The sequence below is a fragment of the Promicromonospora sp. NPDC050249 genome (assembly GCF_040656015.1).
Taxonomy (GTDB): domain Bacteria; phylum Actinomycetota; class Actinomycetes; order Actinomycetales; family Cellulomonadaceae; genus Promicromonospora.
Window position 1 is genome coordinate 25316 of record NZ_JBFAKY010000021.1, and the last position, 14042, is coordinate 39357.

Genomic DNA, 14042 nt, shown 5'->3' on the forward strand with positions numbered 1-14042 from the left:
GGCTGGATGACGCGAGAGGACCGCTCACCGCTCCGGACCGCCGACGTCGCGCGGGAGTCCGGATACTCCGTGCAGCAGGTCCGGGACCTGGAACGGCTCGGCGTCCTCCCGCCTGCCAGGAGGGCGGCCAACGGGTACCGGGCCTACACGGCCGCGCACGTCCGGGCGCTGCGTGCCTACCGGGGGCTGGCGAGCGCCGCCGGGCCGGTGGACGCCCGGCGCCTGCTCGCCACGACGTTCGACGCGGCACAGGGTGATGCCGCAGAGCCGGGTGCGCGTCTCGCCGATGCCGCCGCCGCGATCGGTGCCGTGCACGTCCGGCTCGCACGGGAGCGTGACGAGGCACTCCGCGCGCGGGAGGCGCTCCGCGCCATCCAAGCCGAGGCCGCCACACCGGACGCCGACGCCGATCCTGCCGCCGACCCTTCGCCCGGCCGTGCTGACGACACGATGACGATCACCGAGCTTGCCGCCGCGCTCGGCGTACGCACGTCCACGCTCCGCTTCTGGGAGCAGGAGGGGCTAGCTGTCCCCGACCGCGTGACGACCCTGCGCGCTCGGCAGTACGGCACCGGGGCGATCCAGGAGGCACGCATCGTCGCGGCCCTCCGCAGCAGCGGGTACGGCATCCCGGCCGTGCGGGACGTCGTCGCGACGCTGCGTCAGGTCGGCGGCGCCGCCGAAGGAGCCGTCCGGGCGGAGCAGATACTGGACCGACGCCTCGACCAGATCGCCGCCCGCACGGTCGCACTGCTCCGCGCGGGCGCCGACCTGGCCGCGGTCCTCGACGAGGTGTGGCAGCAGGAGGGCGGGTGACGTGTCAGTCGTCGCTGAGCTGCTTGCCCTGGCGCACCAGGTCCTGCAGCGCGCGCTGCACCTTCTCGACGTCGGGTACGTCGTCGAGCACCATGCCCGGCTGGTCGGTGCCGTCGGAGATCACGAGGGTGCCGCAGCCCCAGAACCGGTCGCTGAGCTGCTTCTCGAACGTCACGTTGTTGATCCGGTAGAGCGGGATGTCCCGGCCGGTCTGCGTGAGGACGCCGGTGCGCAGCGCGACGCGCTGGTTGGTGATGATGTAGCGCGTGGTGCGCCAGCGCAGGAAAGGCCCGGCCGCGGCGGCCAGGCCGAGCACCACCAGCGCGAGCGTCGCGAACCCAAGCACCATGCCGTCCACCGGCAGCGGTACCACCCACAGTGCGACGAGGGCGACGATCAGCACCACGAGCAGCAGGATCGGCTTGATGACCTTCTTCGGGTGGGTCCGGAGCTGCATCACGATGGTCTCGCCTTCGGCGAGGTGCTCTTCCCTCATTCCGCGAATACTGCCCTACTGGGCTGCCAGGTTCCATCCTTCTACGGTGCGCAGGCTGTGCCCGTAGCCCAGCAGACAGACGGCGGCGGTCCCCAGCTCGAACCGGGACCCGAGCCGCGGGTCGACGCCGAGCCAGACCGTGGCGAGCACCCGCAGCAGGTGCCCGTGCGCGACGAGCAGCACGTCACCGCCGCCGTCCTCGGCCTGGCGGGCGAGCGTCTCCTCCGCCCTCGCCACCACCCGTGCCGCCCGGGTCGCCACGTCGTCCAGCGTCTCCCCGAGGCGTCCGTCGCCGTGCTCGGCCGACGGTGGCAGCACGCGCACACCGTCGTCGAAGATGAGGAACTCTCGCCCCAGCTCAGCGGAGACGTCGTGCGAGGTGCGGCCGTCGACGGGCCCGTAGTCCCACTCGGCGAGGTCCTCGTCGACGACGGCGTCCGGGTAGCCCGCCAGCTCCGCCGTCCGCCGTGCCCGGACCAGAGGTGACGTGTACACGGCGGCGAACTCGTAGTCCGCGAGGGCGCCCCCGGCGTACCGCGCCTGCTTCTCACCGGCCGGGGTGAGCGGGATGTCGGTGCGCCCCGTGTGCTGTCCGCTCGCGCTCCACTCGGTCTCGCCGTGCCGCAGGAGCACGAGCTGTGGGTCGCGGGAGGGCTTCAGGGCCTGCGGCCGTGGCTCGGTGCCGGATGCGTCAGACATAGGTGGAGCATCCCGCGCCTGACGGCCGCCCGCACGCGCGGCTCGCCGGGGCGCCGCGACGTGCCCCCGTGGGTCGAGCTTGTCGAGACCGCCTCTGACCTGCCCGAACACGCCAGGCCAACACGCCGGGGGATCACCGATGATCCTGGTGCGCCCACACCCGCCGGACCTACTCTGAGCAGCGTGACCCGAGGCACACCGGCGTCGCACGACGCCGTGGACCGCTTCTCCACACGAGGCCTGCCCGCAACGCGGCGGATCGAGCTCTGGGAGAGGCACAACGCGCACGCCCTGGTGGCGCTGCAGGCCCGCATGCTCGACGAGTCGGCGCTCGAGGCCGCGGAGGCGAACCTCCAGCTGGACCGGCTGCACCTGGCGCACGTCGCGGCCAACCCGCACGCCGTCGAACGCACTGCACGTACGGTCCGCGCCCGCCCGACCGAGTCGGTGGCCCTGTACTTCACGCTCGCGGGCGAGGCGACCTTCGCGGACGACGACGGCACCCGGACGCTGCGCCCCGGCCAGCTCCTCGTGTGCGACGCCGACCGGCCGTTCCTGCGCGGCTTCGCGCACGGCTTGGAGGAGCTGGCGGTCAAGGTGCCCTACGACGTGCTCCGGTCGGTGGGCGCCACCACGCCGCGCGCCGCCAGGGTGATCGACTTCCGCAGGGGAGTCGGCCCGGGAGGACGGTCGGCACAGGCCCGGGGAAAGGACACCTACGCGGCGGCCCTGGCCGCACTGGTCGCGCGCGCCGTGGGCGCCCAGGGCGACGGCTCGGTGAACGAGGACGCACTGCTCGAGCTGGTCGCCGCGGTGCTGACCGAGCCGGACGCCGCCGACCCACCGCCCGCGACGCGGACGCCGACGACGGGCGCCCACTTCGCCGCCGCCGAGCAGTACGTGCGGCAGTGGCTGCGCGACCCCACGCTGTCCGCACGCCGCATCGCCGACGCGATAGGCCTCAGCGAACGGCAGCTCTCGCGGGTCTTCGCCGAGTGCGGCACGAGCGTGCCGCGGTTCGTCGCCCGACGTCGGGTGGAGCTGGCGGGCCGCATGCTGCGCATGCCGTCCTACGCCGAGCAGACCGTCGAGGCCATCGGGCTGCGCTGCGGTTTCTCGTCGGCCGCGCAGTTCTCGCGTGTGTTCCGGGAGCAGTCGGGCATGTCGCCGTCGGAGGCCCGCCGGTCCACGGGGCCGCTCGACACCCTCGCCATCGGTTCTTGAGGATTTCCGCCGACTTTCGTGGTCATCCCTTTTCCCAGGTGAGAGGCCACGGCAGCCTGTGCGCATGCCTGAGTTCGACGACGGTCTGACCGAGACCGCACTGCCCAGCAGCCCTGCCGGCGCCACGCCCACCGACGTCGTCGTCGAGACCGACGTGCTGGTCGTGGGCTCGGGGCCGGCGGGCGCTTCCGCCGCCCTGTTCCTGTCCAGCCTGGGGATCAGCACCATCATGATCACCAAGTACCGCTGGACGGCGAACACCCCGCGCGCGCACATCACGAACCAGCGGACCATGGAGATCTTCCGCGACCTGGGCATCGAGGACCAGGTGCTCGCGGACGCCACACCGCACGAGCTGGTGGGCGACACGGTGTTCTGCACGACGATCGCGGGCGAGGAGATCGGCCGCATCCTCACCTGGGAGACGCACCCCGCCCGGGAGGCGGACGCGCGGCTCGCCTCGCCGTCGCTCACCGTGGACATCCCGCAGACCTACCTCGAGCCGATCCTGGTCAAGAACGCGACCCAGCGCGGCACGCAGTCGCGGTTCTCCACGGAGTACCTGAGCCACACCCAGGACGCCGACGGCGTCAGCACCCGGGTGCTCGACCGCGTCACCGGCACGGAGTACACGATCCGCTCGAAGTACCTGATCGGCGGCGACGGCGCCCGCTCCCAGGTGGCCGCCGACATCGGCCTGCCCATGGAGGGCGCGATGGACATCGCGGGCTCCATGAACATCACGTTCACGGCGGACCTCACGCATCTCGTGGGCCACCGCCCGTCGGTCCTGTACTGGGTGCTGCAGCCCGGGTCCGACGTCGGCGGCATCGGGGCGGGCCTGGTCCGCATGGTCCGGCCGTGGAACGAGTGGCTGATCGTCTGGGGCTACGACATCTCCGGCGAGCCGCCGCAGCTCGACGACGCAGCGGCCGCCGACATCGTGCGGCAGCTCGTCGGCGTCGACGACCTGGACGTCGAGATCACCGGCTACTCCCTGTGGGGCAACAACCAGATGTACGCGACGCACCTCCAGCAGGGCCGCGTCTTCTGTGCCGGCGACGCCGTGCACAGGCACCCGCCGAGCAACGGCCTGGGCTCGAACACGTCGGTCCAGGACTCGTACAACCTGGCGTGGAAGATCGCCGCGGTGCTGAACGGCTACGCGGCGCCGTCCCTGCTGGAGACCTACTCGACCGAGCGCGCGCCGGTCGCCGAGCAGATAGTGCTGCGGGCCAACAAGTCCGGCGGCGAGTTCCGGTTCATGGAGGTGCTGGGCGTCCTGGACGCCGAGACGCCCGAGGCGATGCAGGCCGCCATCGACGAGCGCAAGGCGAACACCGCGGCAGGGGCGGCCAAGCGTGCGGCGCTCGTGGAGGCGATGGACCTCAAGCACTACGAGTTCAACGCGCACGGCGTGGACATGGGGCAGTTCTACGAGTCCGCCGCGATCGTCCCCGACGGTTCTCCCCAGCCTGTGGACGAGCGCGACCCCGAGCTGTACTACAAGCAGTCCACGGTCCCGGGCGCGCGGTTCCCGCACGTGTGGGTCGCGGACCCGGACGGTCACAAGCGCTCCACGCACGACCTGGTCCCGTACGGGCAGTTCACGCTCGTGACCGGCATCGCGGGCGAGGCCTGGGCCGACGCCGCGGCGAAGGTCGCCGAGGAGCTCGGCGTGCCCCTCGGGTCCGTGGTCATCGGGCCGGGCCGCGAGGTCATCGACACCTACTACGACTGGGCGAAGATGCGCGGCGTCGAGGAGTCGGGCGCGATCCTGGTCCGCCCCGACTCGCACGTGGCGTGGCGCGCGCAGACTCTCGCCGACGACCCGGCGCGTGCGCTGGGCGACGCGCTCAGGACGGTGCTCGGGCGGAGCGAGCACGATGACTGAGCAGGCGGAGGAGCAGGCCGGGGCGCAGGCAGCCCAGGAGCAGGCCGCCCGGGAGCAGGAGCTTACCGACCGGGTGGCGGCGTCCTTCGACGGCGCGGGCGACGAGCGGCTGAAGACCGTCCTGCAGGCCCTCACCCGGCACCTGCACGCGTTCCTGCGCGAGGTGCGCCTCACCGAGGACGAGTGGAACAAGGGCATCGAGTTCCTGACGGCCGCCGGGCACATCACTGACGACAAGCGGCAGGAGTTCATCCTGCTGTCCGACGTGCTGGGCGCCTCCATGCAGACCATCGCCATCAACAACGAGGCCTACGCGAACGCCACGGAGGCAACGGTCTTCGGCCCGTTCTTCGTGGACGACGCCCCGCGCATCGAGAACGGCGGCGACATCGCCGGTGGTGCCACGGGGCAGCCCTGCTGGGTGGAGGGCACCGTCACCGACACGTCCGGCAGGCCGGTGCGAGGGGCACGGATCGAGGTGTGGGAGGCCGACGAGGACGGTTTCTACGACGTCCAGTACAGCGACGAGCGCACCGCCGGCCGCGCACACCTCTACTCGGACGACGACGGCGGCTACCGGTTCTGGGGCATCACGCCGACGCCGTACCCGATCCCGCACGACGGGCCTGTGGGCGCGCTCCTCGCGGCGTCGGGCCGGTCACCCATGCGCGCGGCGCACCTGCACTTCATGGTGACCGCGCCGGACCTGCGCACCCTGGTGACCCACATCTTCGTGCGCGGCGACGAGCAGCTCGCCTCGGACTCCGTGTTCGGGGTCAAGGACTCGCTGGTCATGGACTTCGAGGAGCTGCCGGCCGGCACGCCGACGCCGGACGGCCGCGCCGTAGAGGGCACGTGGTCGCGCACCCGGTTCGACATGGTGCTCGCCCCACGCGAGTAACCCGCACCACCTGCACCACTCGCGCTACCTGCACCACCAGAAAGTCAGAGTCACGGCACCACCGACGTAGCACGTACAACTACTGACTTGGAGTGACGACGATGGTTCGCAACGGACGGGTCCGGACGGCCAGGGCGACAGCGGCCTGGGCGTCGACGGCGGTGCTCGCGGGAACGCTCGCGGCCTGCGGCGGCGTCGGCGGCGGGACGATCGGCGGTGACGGCGGGGACGACGACGTACTGAAGATCGGCTTCGTCTCGACCGAGACGGGTCCGTCGGCGCCGTTCGGCGAGGCCAACGCCTACGTGATCGAGGCGATGGAGAAGTGGTTCGCGGACAACCCGGTCACCGTCGACGGGAGCGAGCACACGGTCGAGATCATCGTGAAGGACTCCCAGTCCAGCTCCGCGCGAGCGGGTGAGGTCGCCGCAGAGCTGATCAACACCGACGGCGTCGACCTGGTGCTCACCTCGTCCACGCCGGACATCACCAACCCCGTCTCGGAGCAGTGCGAGGCCAACTCGGTCCCGTGCATCTCGACCGTCGCGCCCTGGCAGCCCTTCGCGATCCGCGAGGGCGACCAGCCGGCCGACCTCAGGTACAGCTATCACGCGTTCTGGGGTCTGGAGGACGTCTCCGCGGTCTACGCGGACATCTGGAGCCAGGTCGACACCAACTCCCAGGCGGCGGGCCTGTTCCCGAACGACCCGGACGGCCAGGCCTGGAGCGCCAACTTCCCCGCCCTCACCGCGGACACGGGCGTCACCATCGACGACCCGGGCCTGTACCCGAACGGCACCCAGGACTTCTCGGCGCAGCTCTCCGCGTTCAAGGGCCACGACATCCTCGTCGGCGTGCCGATCCCGCCGGACTTCACCACCTTCTGGCAGCAGGCCGGGCAGCAGGGCTACCAGCCGAAGGTCGCGACGATCGGCAAGGCGCTGCTCTTCCCCTCGGCGGTCGAAGCGCTGGGCAACGCGGGCGACGGTCTCACCTCCGAGGTGTGGTGGCACCCGACCGCGCCGTTCTCCTCCTCCCTGACCGGGCAGACGGCGCAGGAGCTGGCCGACCAGTACGAGGCAGACACGGGCAAGCAGTGGACGCAGCCGCTCGGCTTCGCGGAGGCGCTCTTCGAGATCACCGTCGCCGCGGTGGAGGAGGCCGGGTCCACCGAGCCCGACGCGATCACCGAGGCCCTGTCCACGCTCGAGGTCTCCACGGTGGTCGGCGACATCGCCTGGGGTGCCGACGACACGGTCCCGCCGTACGTCGCCAAGACGCCGCTGGTCGGCGGCCAGTGGCGGCTGGACGACGGCGACGGCGGCCACCCGTACGAGCTCGTCGTGGTCTCCAACAAGCTGGCCCCGGAGATCCCGACGGGCGGCCAGGTCGAGCCGCTCCAGTAACCCCCGTCCCCGTTCGGTCGAGCCAGTCGAGACCCTGAAAGGAGTGCGATGCCCCTGCTCGAGGTGTCGGCCGTCGCCAAGCGCTTCGGTCGCGTGGTCACCGCCCGCGACGTGTCCTTCGAGGTCGCCGCCGGCGAGGCGCTCGGCCTCGTCGGCCCGAACGGCGCGGGCAAGACCACCCTCCTCGACATCGTCGCGGGCACGCTGCGGGCCGACGCCGGGACGGTGGTCCTCGACGGGCGCGATGTCACCCGGCTCGGCGCCGCGGCCCGCGCCGACCGGGGGATCGCCAGGTCGTACCAGGTGCCACGGCCCTTCGGTGGCCTGACCGTGTACGAGAACGTGCTGGTCGGGGCGTCGTTCGCGGGGCGGCGGCACGTCGGGGGCGGTCCGGCACGAGACCCGCACGCGCAGGCCTGGCATGCGCTCGAGGTGACGGGCATGACCGAGGCGGCCAACACTCCGTCGGGCAGCCTGCGCCTGCTCGACCGCAAGCGACTGGAGGTCGCACGGGCGCTCGCGGCCGGTCCGCGCCTGCTCCTGCTGGACGAGATCGCCGGAGGCCTCACCGACCGCGAGCTGCCACACGTCGTGAGCCTCGTGCGCCGCCTGCGGGACGACGGCGTGGCGATCGTCTGGATAGAGCACGTGCTGCACGCGCTGCTCGACGTCGTCGACCGGCTGATGTGCCTGGCCGGAGGCGAGGTGATCGCGCAGGGCGACCCGCACGAGGTGATCCGGAGCCCTCAGGTGATCGAGGTCTACCTGGGCTCGACGGTCGACGCGGGGACCGCATGAACGTCCTGGAGGCGACCGGCCTGGAGGTCCGGTACGGCGACCTGCTCGCGGTGGACGACGTGTCCCTGTCCCTGGCCGAGGGGGAGACCCTCGCGGTGCTCGGTGCCAACGGCGCGGGCAAGTCCACGCTGCTGGCGGCGCTCGCGGGGACGCACCCTCCGACGTCGGGCAGCGTGCTGCTCGACGGCGAGCCGGTCACCCGGGTGCCCGCCCACCGGCGCGTCCGGCGCGGAGTCGCGCTGGTCCCCGAGGGGCGGCGCATCTTCGGTTCGCTCACCGTCGAGGAGAACCTGCTCATGGGCCGCTACCCGAAGCGCTCCGGACCGTGGGACCTGCCCGCCGTGTACGACATGTTCCCGCTGGTGGCAGAGATGCGGGACCGGCCAGGCGGCGTGCTGTCCGGCGGCCAGCAGCAGGCGGTGGCGATCGGCAGGGCGCTGCTGACGAACCCGCGGGTCCTGCTGCTCGACGAGGTGTCGCTCGGGCTCGCGCCTACCGTCGTGACCCAGCTCTACGACGCCGTCCGGCGGATCACGGCGGCGGGCACCACCGCACTCGTCGTCGAGCAGGACCTGGATCAGGCGCTGCGCGTGGCCGACCGGGTCCAGTGCCTCCTCGGCGGCCGGACCGTGCTGGAGGCTCCGGCCGCCGGCCTCGACCGCGAGACCGTGGCCGACGCCTACTTCGGCATCAGCCACGGCTCGCCGAAGTAGAACCGCAGCGAAGTAGAACCAGGGCGAGAGACCGGAGGCCTGATGGACTGGCTCAACGCAAGCGTGCAGGGTGTGCTGCTCGGCGGGCAGTACGCCCTGCTGGCCTGCGGCCTGTCGCTGATCTTCGGCGTGATGCGCATCGTCAACCTGGCGCACGGCGTGCTCGCGGTGCTCGCCGCGTACCTCTCGCTGGTCCTGGTGCAGCAGGGGCTGCCGCTGTGGCTCGCGGTCGTCGTGGTGGTCCCGGTGTTCGCCGCGCTCGGCTACGCGGTGCAGCGCGGCCTGTTCAACCCGGCGCTCGCGCAGGTCGGCGCGGCGGATGGGGCGCGCGGGGCGGGCGAGCTCGCGCCGCTCCTCGTGTCGTTCGGCGTCGCCGTGGCGCTCACCAACCTGCTCCAGGAGGTGTTCAGCGCCGACACCCGCAAGATTCCCACCGGTGATCTCGCCTCGGCGGGGCTGCCCGTCGGCGGTCTCTCGGTGGGTGTCCTGCCGCTGATCACCCTGGCCGTCGCGGTGGCGGTCATCGCGGCGGTCCAGCTCGTCCTGGCCCGCACCACCACCGGCCGCGCCATGCGCGCGGTCGCCGACGACGCCGAGGCCGCCGCCATGTCGGGCGTCGACCCGAGACACCTGTACGCGGTGGCGACCGCCCTCGCCTTCGCCACGCTGGCGCTCGCGGGTGTGTTCGTCGGCATGAGCACCCAGTTCTCGCCGGGCTACGGAGACCTCGTGCTGCTGTTCGCGTTCGAGGCGGTGATCATCGGCGGCCTCGGCTCGTTGTGGGGCACCCTCGCGGGCGGCATGGTCCTGGGCCTGGCCCAGACGATCGGCGCGCAGATCGACCCGCAGTCCGGGGTGCTCGCCGGGCACCTGGTCTTCCTCGCCGTCCTCGTGGTCCGGCCGGGCGGCCTGATGCCGAGGAGCGTGCAGGCATGAGCAACCCCACGGTCACCCGGGGTGGTCGCGGATCCCTGATCGGCGGTGGCATCCTGCTGCTCGTCGTCGTGCTGCTCGCCGCCGTCGTGCCCTATGTGGTGACCCTCGGCGCGCTGTCGAGCCTGGTGATGCTCTTCGCCTTGGTGATACTCGGTACCACCTGGAACCTGCTCGCCGGATACGGCGGCATGGTGAGCGTCGGCCAGCAGGCCTACGTCGGGGTGGGCGGCTACGCCCTGATCCAGCTCGCCGATGCCGTCGGCGCACCGCCGTGGCTGGCCGTGCCTGTCGCCGGCCTGATCGGCGCCGCGATCGCCCTGCCGACGAGCTACCTGGTGTTCCGTCTGGCGGGCGGGTACTTCGCCATCGGTACGTGGGTGGTGGCGGAGGTGTTCCGCCTCGTCACCATGCGGATCGACGGCCTCGGCGGCGGGGCGGGACTGTCCCTGAGCGCCTTCCGCGGCACCGACCGGGTGGAGCGCGTCGCGTTCGTCTACTGGTTCGCGCTGGGGCTCATGGCCGCCGTCGTGCTCGGGACGTACCTGCTGATGCGCTCTCGCGTGGGACTCGGGCTCACCGCGATCCGCGACGACCGCGTCGCGGCGAGCAGCCTCGGTGTGGCCGTGGACCGCGGGCGCCGCCTCGTGTACGTCGCGGGCTCGGGCGGAGCTGCGCTCGCGGGAGCCCTGATCGCGCTGAGCACCCTCGGGGTCACGCCAGGGTCGATCTACTCCGTGAACTGGACCGCCGCGATGATCTTCATCGTGGTGGTCGGCGGTATCGGGACCATCGAGGGCCCACTCGTCGGTGCCGTCCTCTACTGGGCGTTGCAGCAGGTCCTGGCGCCACTCGGCACCTGGTACCTCGTGGTGCTCGGTGCGGTGGCGGTGGCGGTGGTCCTTCTGGCGCCCCGTGGCCTCTGGGGCCTGGTCGCCGGCAGCTACCAGCTCTTCCCGACCACCTACCGCACCCACCCCTTCGCCGCGGGCGCGACCGGTGCGCCAGGAACGAGCAGGTAGCCGCAACGATCGCGCCCGCACATAAGTTGCGACGGTGCGGTGAGGGCGATGTCACAGCTTCTTCGGTCGACGCCGCGACTCGGTATCAACGAAACTGGTAGACCCGCACACCAGCGGAGAACCACGTGCACCGTAGCTTGTACGCCTGCACCGGAGGAGGACCATGACGGACGCCGACGACGCTCAGTACCACTCCATCGCCAACCCTCGCCGGATCACGCTCCTGCATCGGAGCGTCAGCGACACATATGGGTCGCAACGCGAGGACCGCGAAGCCCCCGACGAAGCCGCCGCGAGCTGACCGCAGCCCGCTCGCGCCGAACAGCTGGTGCTCGACAGCGAGCCCGGCCGCACGCCCCCTCGTGGTGGGTGCGGCCGGGCTCTCTGCGTCGGTGTCGTCCATCATGCGAGACAAGGGCAGGGTTGCCCAAAGTTCACCCGCTGCGCTCGAGCCGGCGCCCAGACCTGCCGGTCTGGGCGGCTACGACGGGAACGGATCCTGTGACGGACCTCACTGGCGTTACATTCCGGAAACAATTCCGGTAGCCTTGACAAGCATCTTCTTCCACAATTCGGTACAGCAGGTTGATGCGACACACAGGTGGGTACAGCGAGTTCGGCATGCGGGCAAGGCCCCGCAGCGGTCGGTACGACGTGGAGTAGGAACTCGCCGCCGCGCGGTCCCGCGAGGGGCAGGCCGGCCGGAGCAAGTCCAGATACGTACGGCGACGAAAACTGAGTGGGGAACCCAGGGATGAATGACGAATCGATTCGACACTTTACTGACGGACGCGTGCCCGATGCCGGGATCGCGCACCTCTTCAGCGTCGAGAACCGATTCCAGGCGCGGCTCGACGTCGAGGCCGCACTCGCACTGGCCGAGGCCGAGGTAGGCCTCATCCCTGAGCCCGCCGGTGAGGCGATCGCGCAGGCCGCGCAGATCGAGAAGCTGGACCTCGTCCGCGTGGCCGCAGAGACGGTGTCGGCGAGCCACCCCCTGATGCCGCTCATCGAGGAGTTCGCCCGCGTGGTCGGGCGGGAGCACGGCGGCTGGGTGCACTGGGGCGCCACCACGCAGAACATCACGCAGACCGCCGACGTGCTGGTGCTGCGTGACGCGCACCGGGCGCTCAAGGACCTGCTGGCCAAGGTGCTGCGCGGGATGTCGAAGCAGGCGGAGGCCAGCGCCGCGGTGCCGATGGCGGGCCGCACGCACAGCCAGCACGCCGTCCCGATCACCTTCGGCTTCAAGGTGGCGGTCTGGATCGACGAGCTCACGGCCCACACCGACCGCCTGGAGCGTCTCGAGGACCGGCTGTTCCGCGTCCTCATGGGAGGCGCCGTCGGCACGTTCGCGTCGTTCGGGCCCGCCGGGCGCGAGGTCGAGCGCCGCGTCGCCAACCACCTCGGGCTGGGCACCATGCCGGTCCCGTCGCGGGCGATCAACGACGGCATCGTCGAGCTCGTCCTCGTGCTCGGCCAGGTGGCCGGGACCGCGGGCAAGATCGGCAAGGACATCTACTCGATGATGCAGCCGGAATTCGGCGAGGCGTTCGAGCCCATCCCCGACGGCACCGTCGGCAGCTCGACCATGCCGCACAAGCGCAACCCGCAGCTCGCCCTCGACCTCCTGTCGATGAGCGCTCAGCTCCGCGCGCTCGCCGCGCCGGCGCTCGAGGCGATGCAGCACGACCACGAGGCGAACGGTGGCATGACCGACCTCCTGGAGGAGACGGTCAAGCGGGCCACCGTTCTCGGCGGCGACATCCTGACCCGGCTCGACGTGATCCTCGACGGCCTGGAGCTGGACGAGCAGCGCATGCGTGCCAACCTCGCCCTCAGCGAGGGTCTCATCGGTTCCGAGTCGCTCATGATGGAGCTGGGCGAGCGCATCGGCCGGCAGAAGGCGCACGAGGTCGTGTACGAGGTCGCGCAGGAGTCGGCGTGCGGCGACGCGCAGTTCCTCGACCTGCTCGTGCGGAACGCGACGGTCAGCGCCTACTTCGACAGGGACGAGATCCGGCGGCTGATCGACCCGCGCGCGTACCTGGGGGAGAGTGTCGCGATCGCGCTCGAGATGGCGCAGCACGCGCGCGCCGTCGCCGACCGGCTCGAGTTCAGCGCCCGCACGGCCAAGCCCGTCCCGTACTTCCTGCGTGAGACGGCCACCAAGGACGGCGGCGACGCCGACCCGGTCGCCACGGACGCCGGCATCCATGACACCGGCATCCACATCGACTCCGACTCGGACATCGGCCCGGACTCCGACCGGATGGCCCGCGTCGCTCGAACCCCTGAGGACCTCCTGCTCGTCGGCCTCTGATCGGCCGACGCCCGGACATGACAGACCCCCAGGCCACCGAGGTGGCCTGGGGGTCTGTCGCGTCCGGGGACATCGCTCAGTCGAACAGGGTCTCCGCCACCCAGGTCCGCCCGGCGCTCGTCCCGACCGGGGCGGGCGGCGTCACCCGGACGGGAGCCTCTGGCGGCTCGGCGGTGAAGCCGGCGCCGCGCAGCTCGGCGTCGGGGATCATCCCGGCGTCGGGTACGAGCATCTCGCCGACGCCGCCCCGCCCCGCGTCCCACTCCTCGGCGGCGAAGCCGGCGAGCTGGTCGACGCGGTCGTTGTACGGGTTGCCCACGTGTCCCCGTACCCAGTGGAACCGGACCGGGCCCGTGCGTTCCGTGACGGCGCGGTCGATGCCCTGCACCAGGTCGAGGTTCGGGACCGGGTCGCCGGACGGGGAGCGCCAGTCGTTGCGCTTCCATCCTTCGGACCACTCGGACACTGATCGGATGGCGTACTGCGAGCCCGACTCCACGAGCAAGGGCTCGTCACCGGGGTGCGCCTCGATGGCTCGTAGCAGGGCTGAGAGCGCTGCGACCTGGTCGTTTCCCCGGGCAGCGCCGCCCGAGTCGAACTGACCGCCCGCGTGGTTGATCCACGCCCATCCGATCGCGCCGCCGGGTGCGGCCGACCCGTGCGTGCTGACGATGATCACGGCGTCCATTGTGCCTCCTTCTGCCCGAGAATCCGTACGGCAGGCCGGGGAACGGCACGTTCGGACCCGGCCGCGCGCAGAGTTCGGCGGAGCGAATCTTGCGCACTGGAGCCACGAAACCCGCGGCAGGTGATCCGT

General features: G+C 71.5%; 14 protein-coding genes. 11 read left to right on the forward strand and 3 right to left on the reverse strand.

The genetic code is table 11. The features are described 5' to 3' along the window. Nucleotides 1-6: 6 nt before the first annotated feature. On the forward strand, nt 7-816 hold the full coding sequence (locus AB0I32_RS17600) for a MerR family transcriptional regulator (protein ID WP_357508259.1): 810 nt from the start codon (nt 7-9) through the stop codon (nt 814-816). A gap of 4 nt (nt 817-820) precedes the next feature. On the opposite strand, the gene AB0I32_RS17605 is transcribed toward AB0I32_RS17600, so the two are convergent. Both AB0I32_RS17605 and AB0I32_RS17610 read right to left on the reverse strand, forming a co-directional pair. Continuing rightward, nucleotides 821-1312 (reverse strand): PH domain-containing protein, encoded by a 492-nt coding sequence (locus AB0I32_RS17605; protein WP_357508261.1) that lies wholly within the window; start codon nt 1310-1312, stop codon nt 821-823. Between the two features lie 15 nt (nt 1313-1327). After that, on the reverse strand, nt 1328-2011 hold the full coding sequence (locus AB0I32_RS17610) for a histidine phosphatase family protein (RefSeq protein ID WP_357508263.1): 684 nt from the start codon (nt 2009-2011) through the stop codon (nt 1328-1330). Nucleotides 2012-2194: 183 nt separating this feature from the next. Here AB0I32_RS17610 and AB0I32_RS17615 point away from each other — a divergent pair, with 183 nt between their 5' ends. From AB0I32_RS17615 to AB0I32_RS17660, 10 genes are all read left to right on the forward strand, one after another. Next, complete coding sequence (locus AB0I32_RS17615; RefSeq protein WP_357508265.1) at nt 2195-3235, forward strand: helix-turn-helix domain-containing protein; 1041 nt, start codon at nt 2195-2197, stop codon at nt 3233-3235. 64 nt (nt 3236-3299) lie between these two features. Next, complete coding sequence (locus tag AB0I32_RS17620) at nt 3300-5129, forward strand: FAD-dependent monooxygenase (RefSeq protein WP_357508267.1); 1830 nt, start codon at nt 3300-3302, stop codon at nt 5127-5129. After that, nucleotides 5122-6030 carry an intradiol ring-cleavage dioxygenase gene (locus tag AB0I32_RS17625; RefSeq protein ID WP_357508269.1) on the forward strand — a complete coding sequence of 303 codons (909 nt, stop codon included), beginning with the start codon at nt 5122-5124 and terminating at the stop codon, nt 6028-6030. Before AB0I32_RS17620 ends, AB0I32_RS17625 begins: the two co-directional genes overlap by 8 nt. A gap of 101 nt (nt 6031-6131) precedes the next feature. After that, entirely contained in the window at nt 6132-7436 is a 1305-nt protein-coding gene (locus AB0I32_RS17630) for an ABC transporter substrate-binding protein (protein WP_357508271.1), read from the forward strand. Nucleotides 7437-7484: 48 nt separating this feature from the next. After that, complete coding sequence (locus tag AB0I32_RS17635) at nt 7485-8234, forward strand: ABC transporter ATP-binding protein (protein ID WP_357508273.1); 750 nt, start codon at nt 7485-7487, stop codon at nt 8232-8234. Then, nucleotides 8231-8947 carry an ABC transporter ATP-binding protein gene (locus AB0I32_RS17640; RefSeq protein ID WP_357508274.1) on the forward strand — a complete coding sequence of 239 codons (717 nt, stop codon included), beginning with the start codon at nt 8231-8233 and terminating at the stop codon, nt 8945-8947. The genes AB0I32_RS17635 and AB0I32_RS17640 overlap by 4 nt, the downstream gene beginning before the upstream one ends. Before the next feature lie 42 nt (nt 8948-8989). Next, entirely contained in the window at nt 8990-9883 is an 894-nt protein-coding gene (locus AB0I32_RS17645; RefSeq protein WP_357508277.1) for a branched-chain amino acid ABC transporter permease, read from the forward strand. Then, on the forward strand, nt 9880-10902 hold the full coding sequence (locus AB0I32_RS17650) for a branched-chain amino acid ABC transporter permease (RefSeq protein ID WP_357508279.1): 1023 nt from the start codon (nt 9880-9882) through the stop codon (nt 10900-10902). Before AB0I32_RS17645 ends, AB0I32_RS17650 begins: the two co-directional genes overlap by 4 nt. Before the next feature lie 163 nt (nt 10903-11065). Further along, nucleotides 11066-11203, forward strand: a complete 138-nt coding sequence (locus tag AB0I32_RS17655) for a hypothetical protein (protein WP_165827337.1) — start codon at nt 11066-11068, stop codon at nt 11201-11203. Between the two features lie 492 nt (nt 11204-11695). Further along, nucleotides 11696-13225: an adenylosuccinate lyase family protein gene (locus AB0I32_RS17660; protein WP_357508281.1), complete on the forward strand. Its 1530-nt coding sequence runs from the start codon at nt 11696-11698 to the stop codon at nt 13223-13225. A 76-nt stretch (nt 13226-13301) separates the two neighbouring features. On the opposite strand, the gene AB0I32_RS17665 is transcribed toward AB0I32_RS17660, so the two are convergent. After that, on the reverse strand, nt 13302-13913 hold the full coding sequence (locus AB0I32_RS17665) for a ribonuclease H (RefSeq protein WP_357508283.1): 612 nt from the start codon (nt 13911-13913) through the stop codon (nt 13302-13304). Nucleotides 13914-14042: the final 129 nt, after the last annotated feature.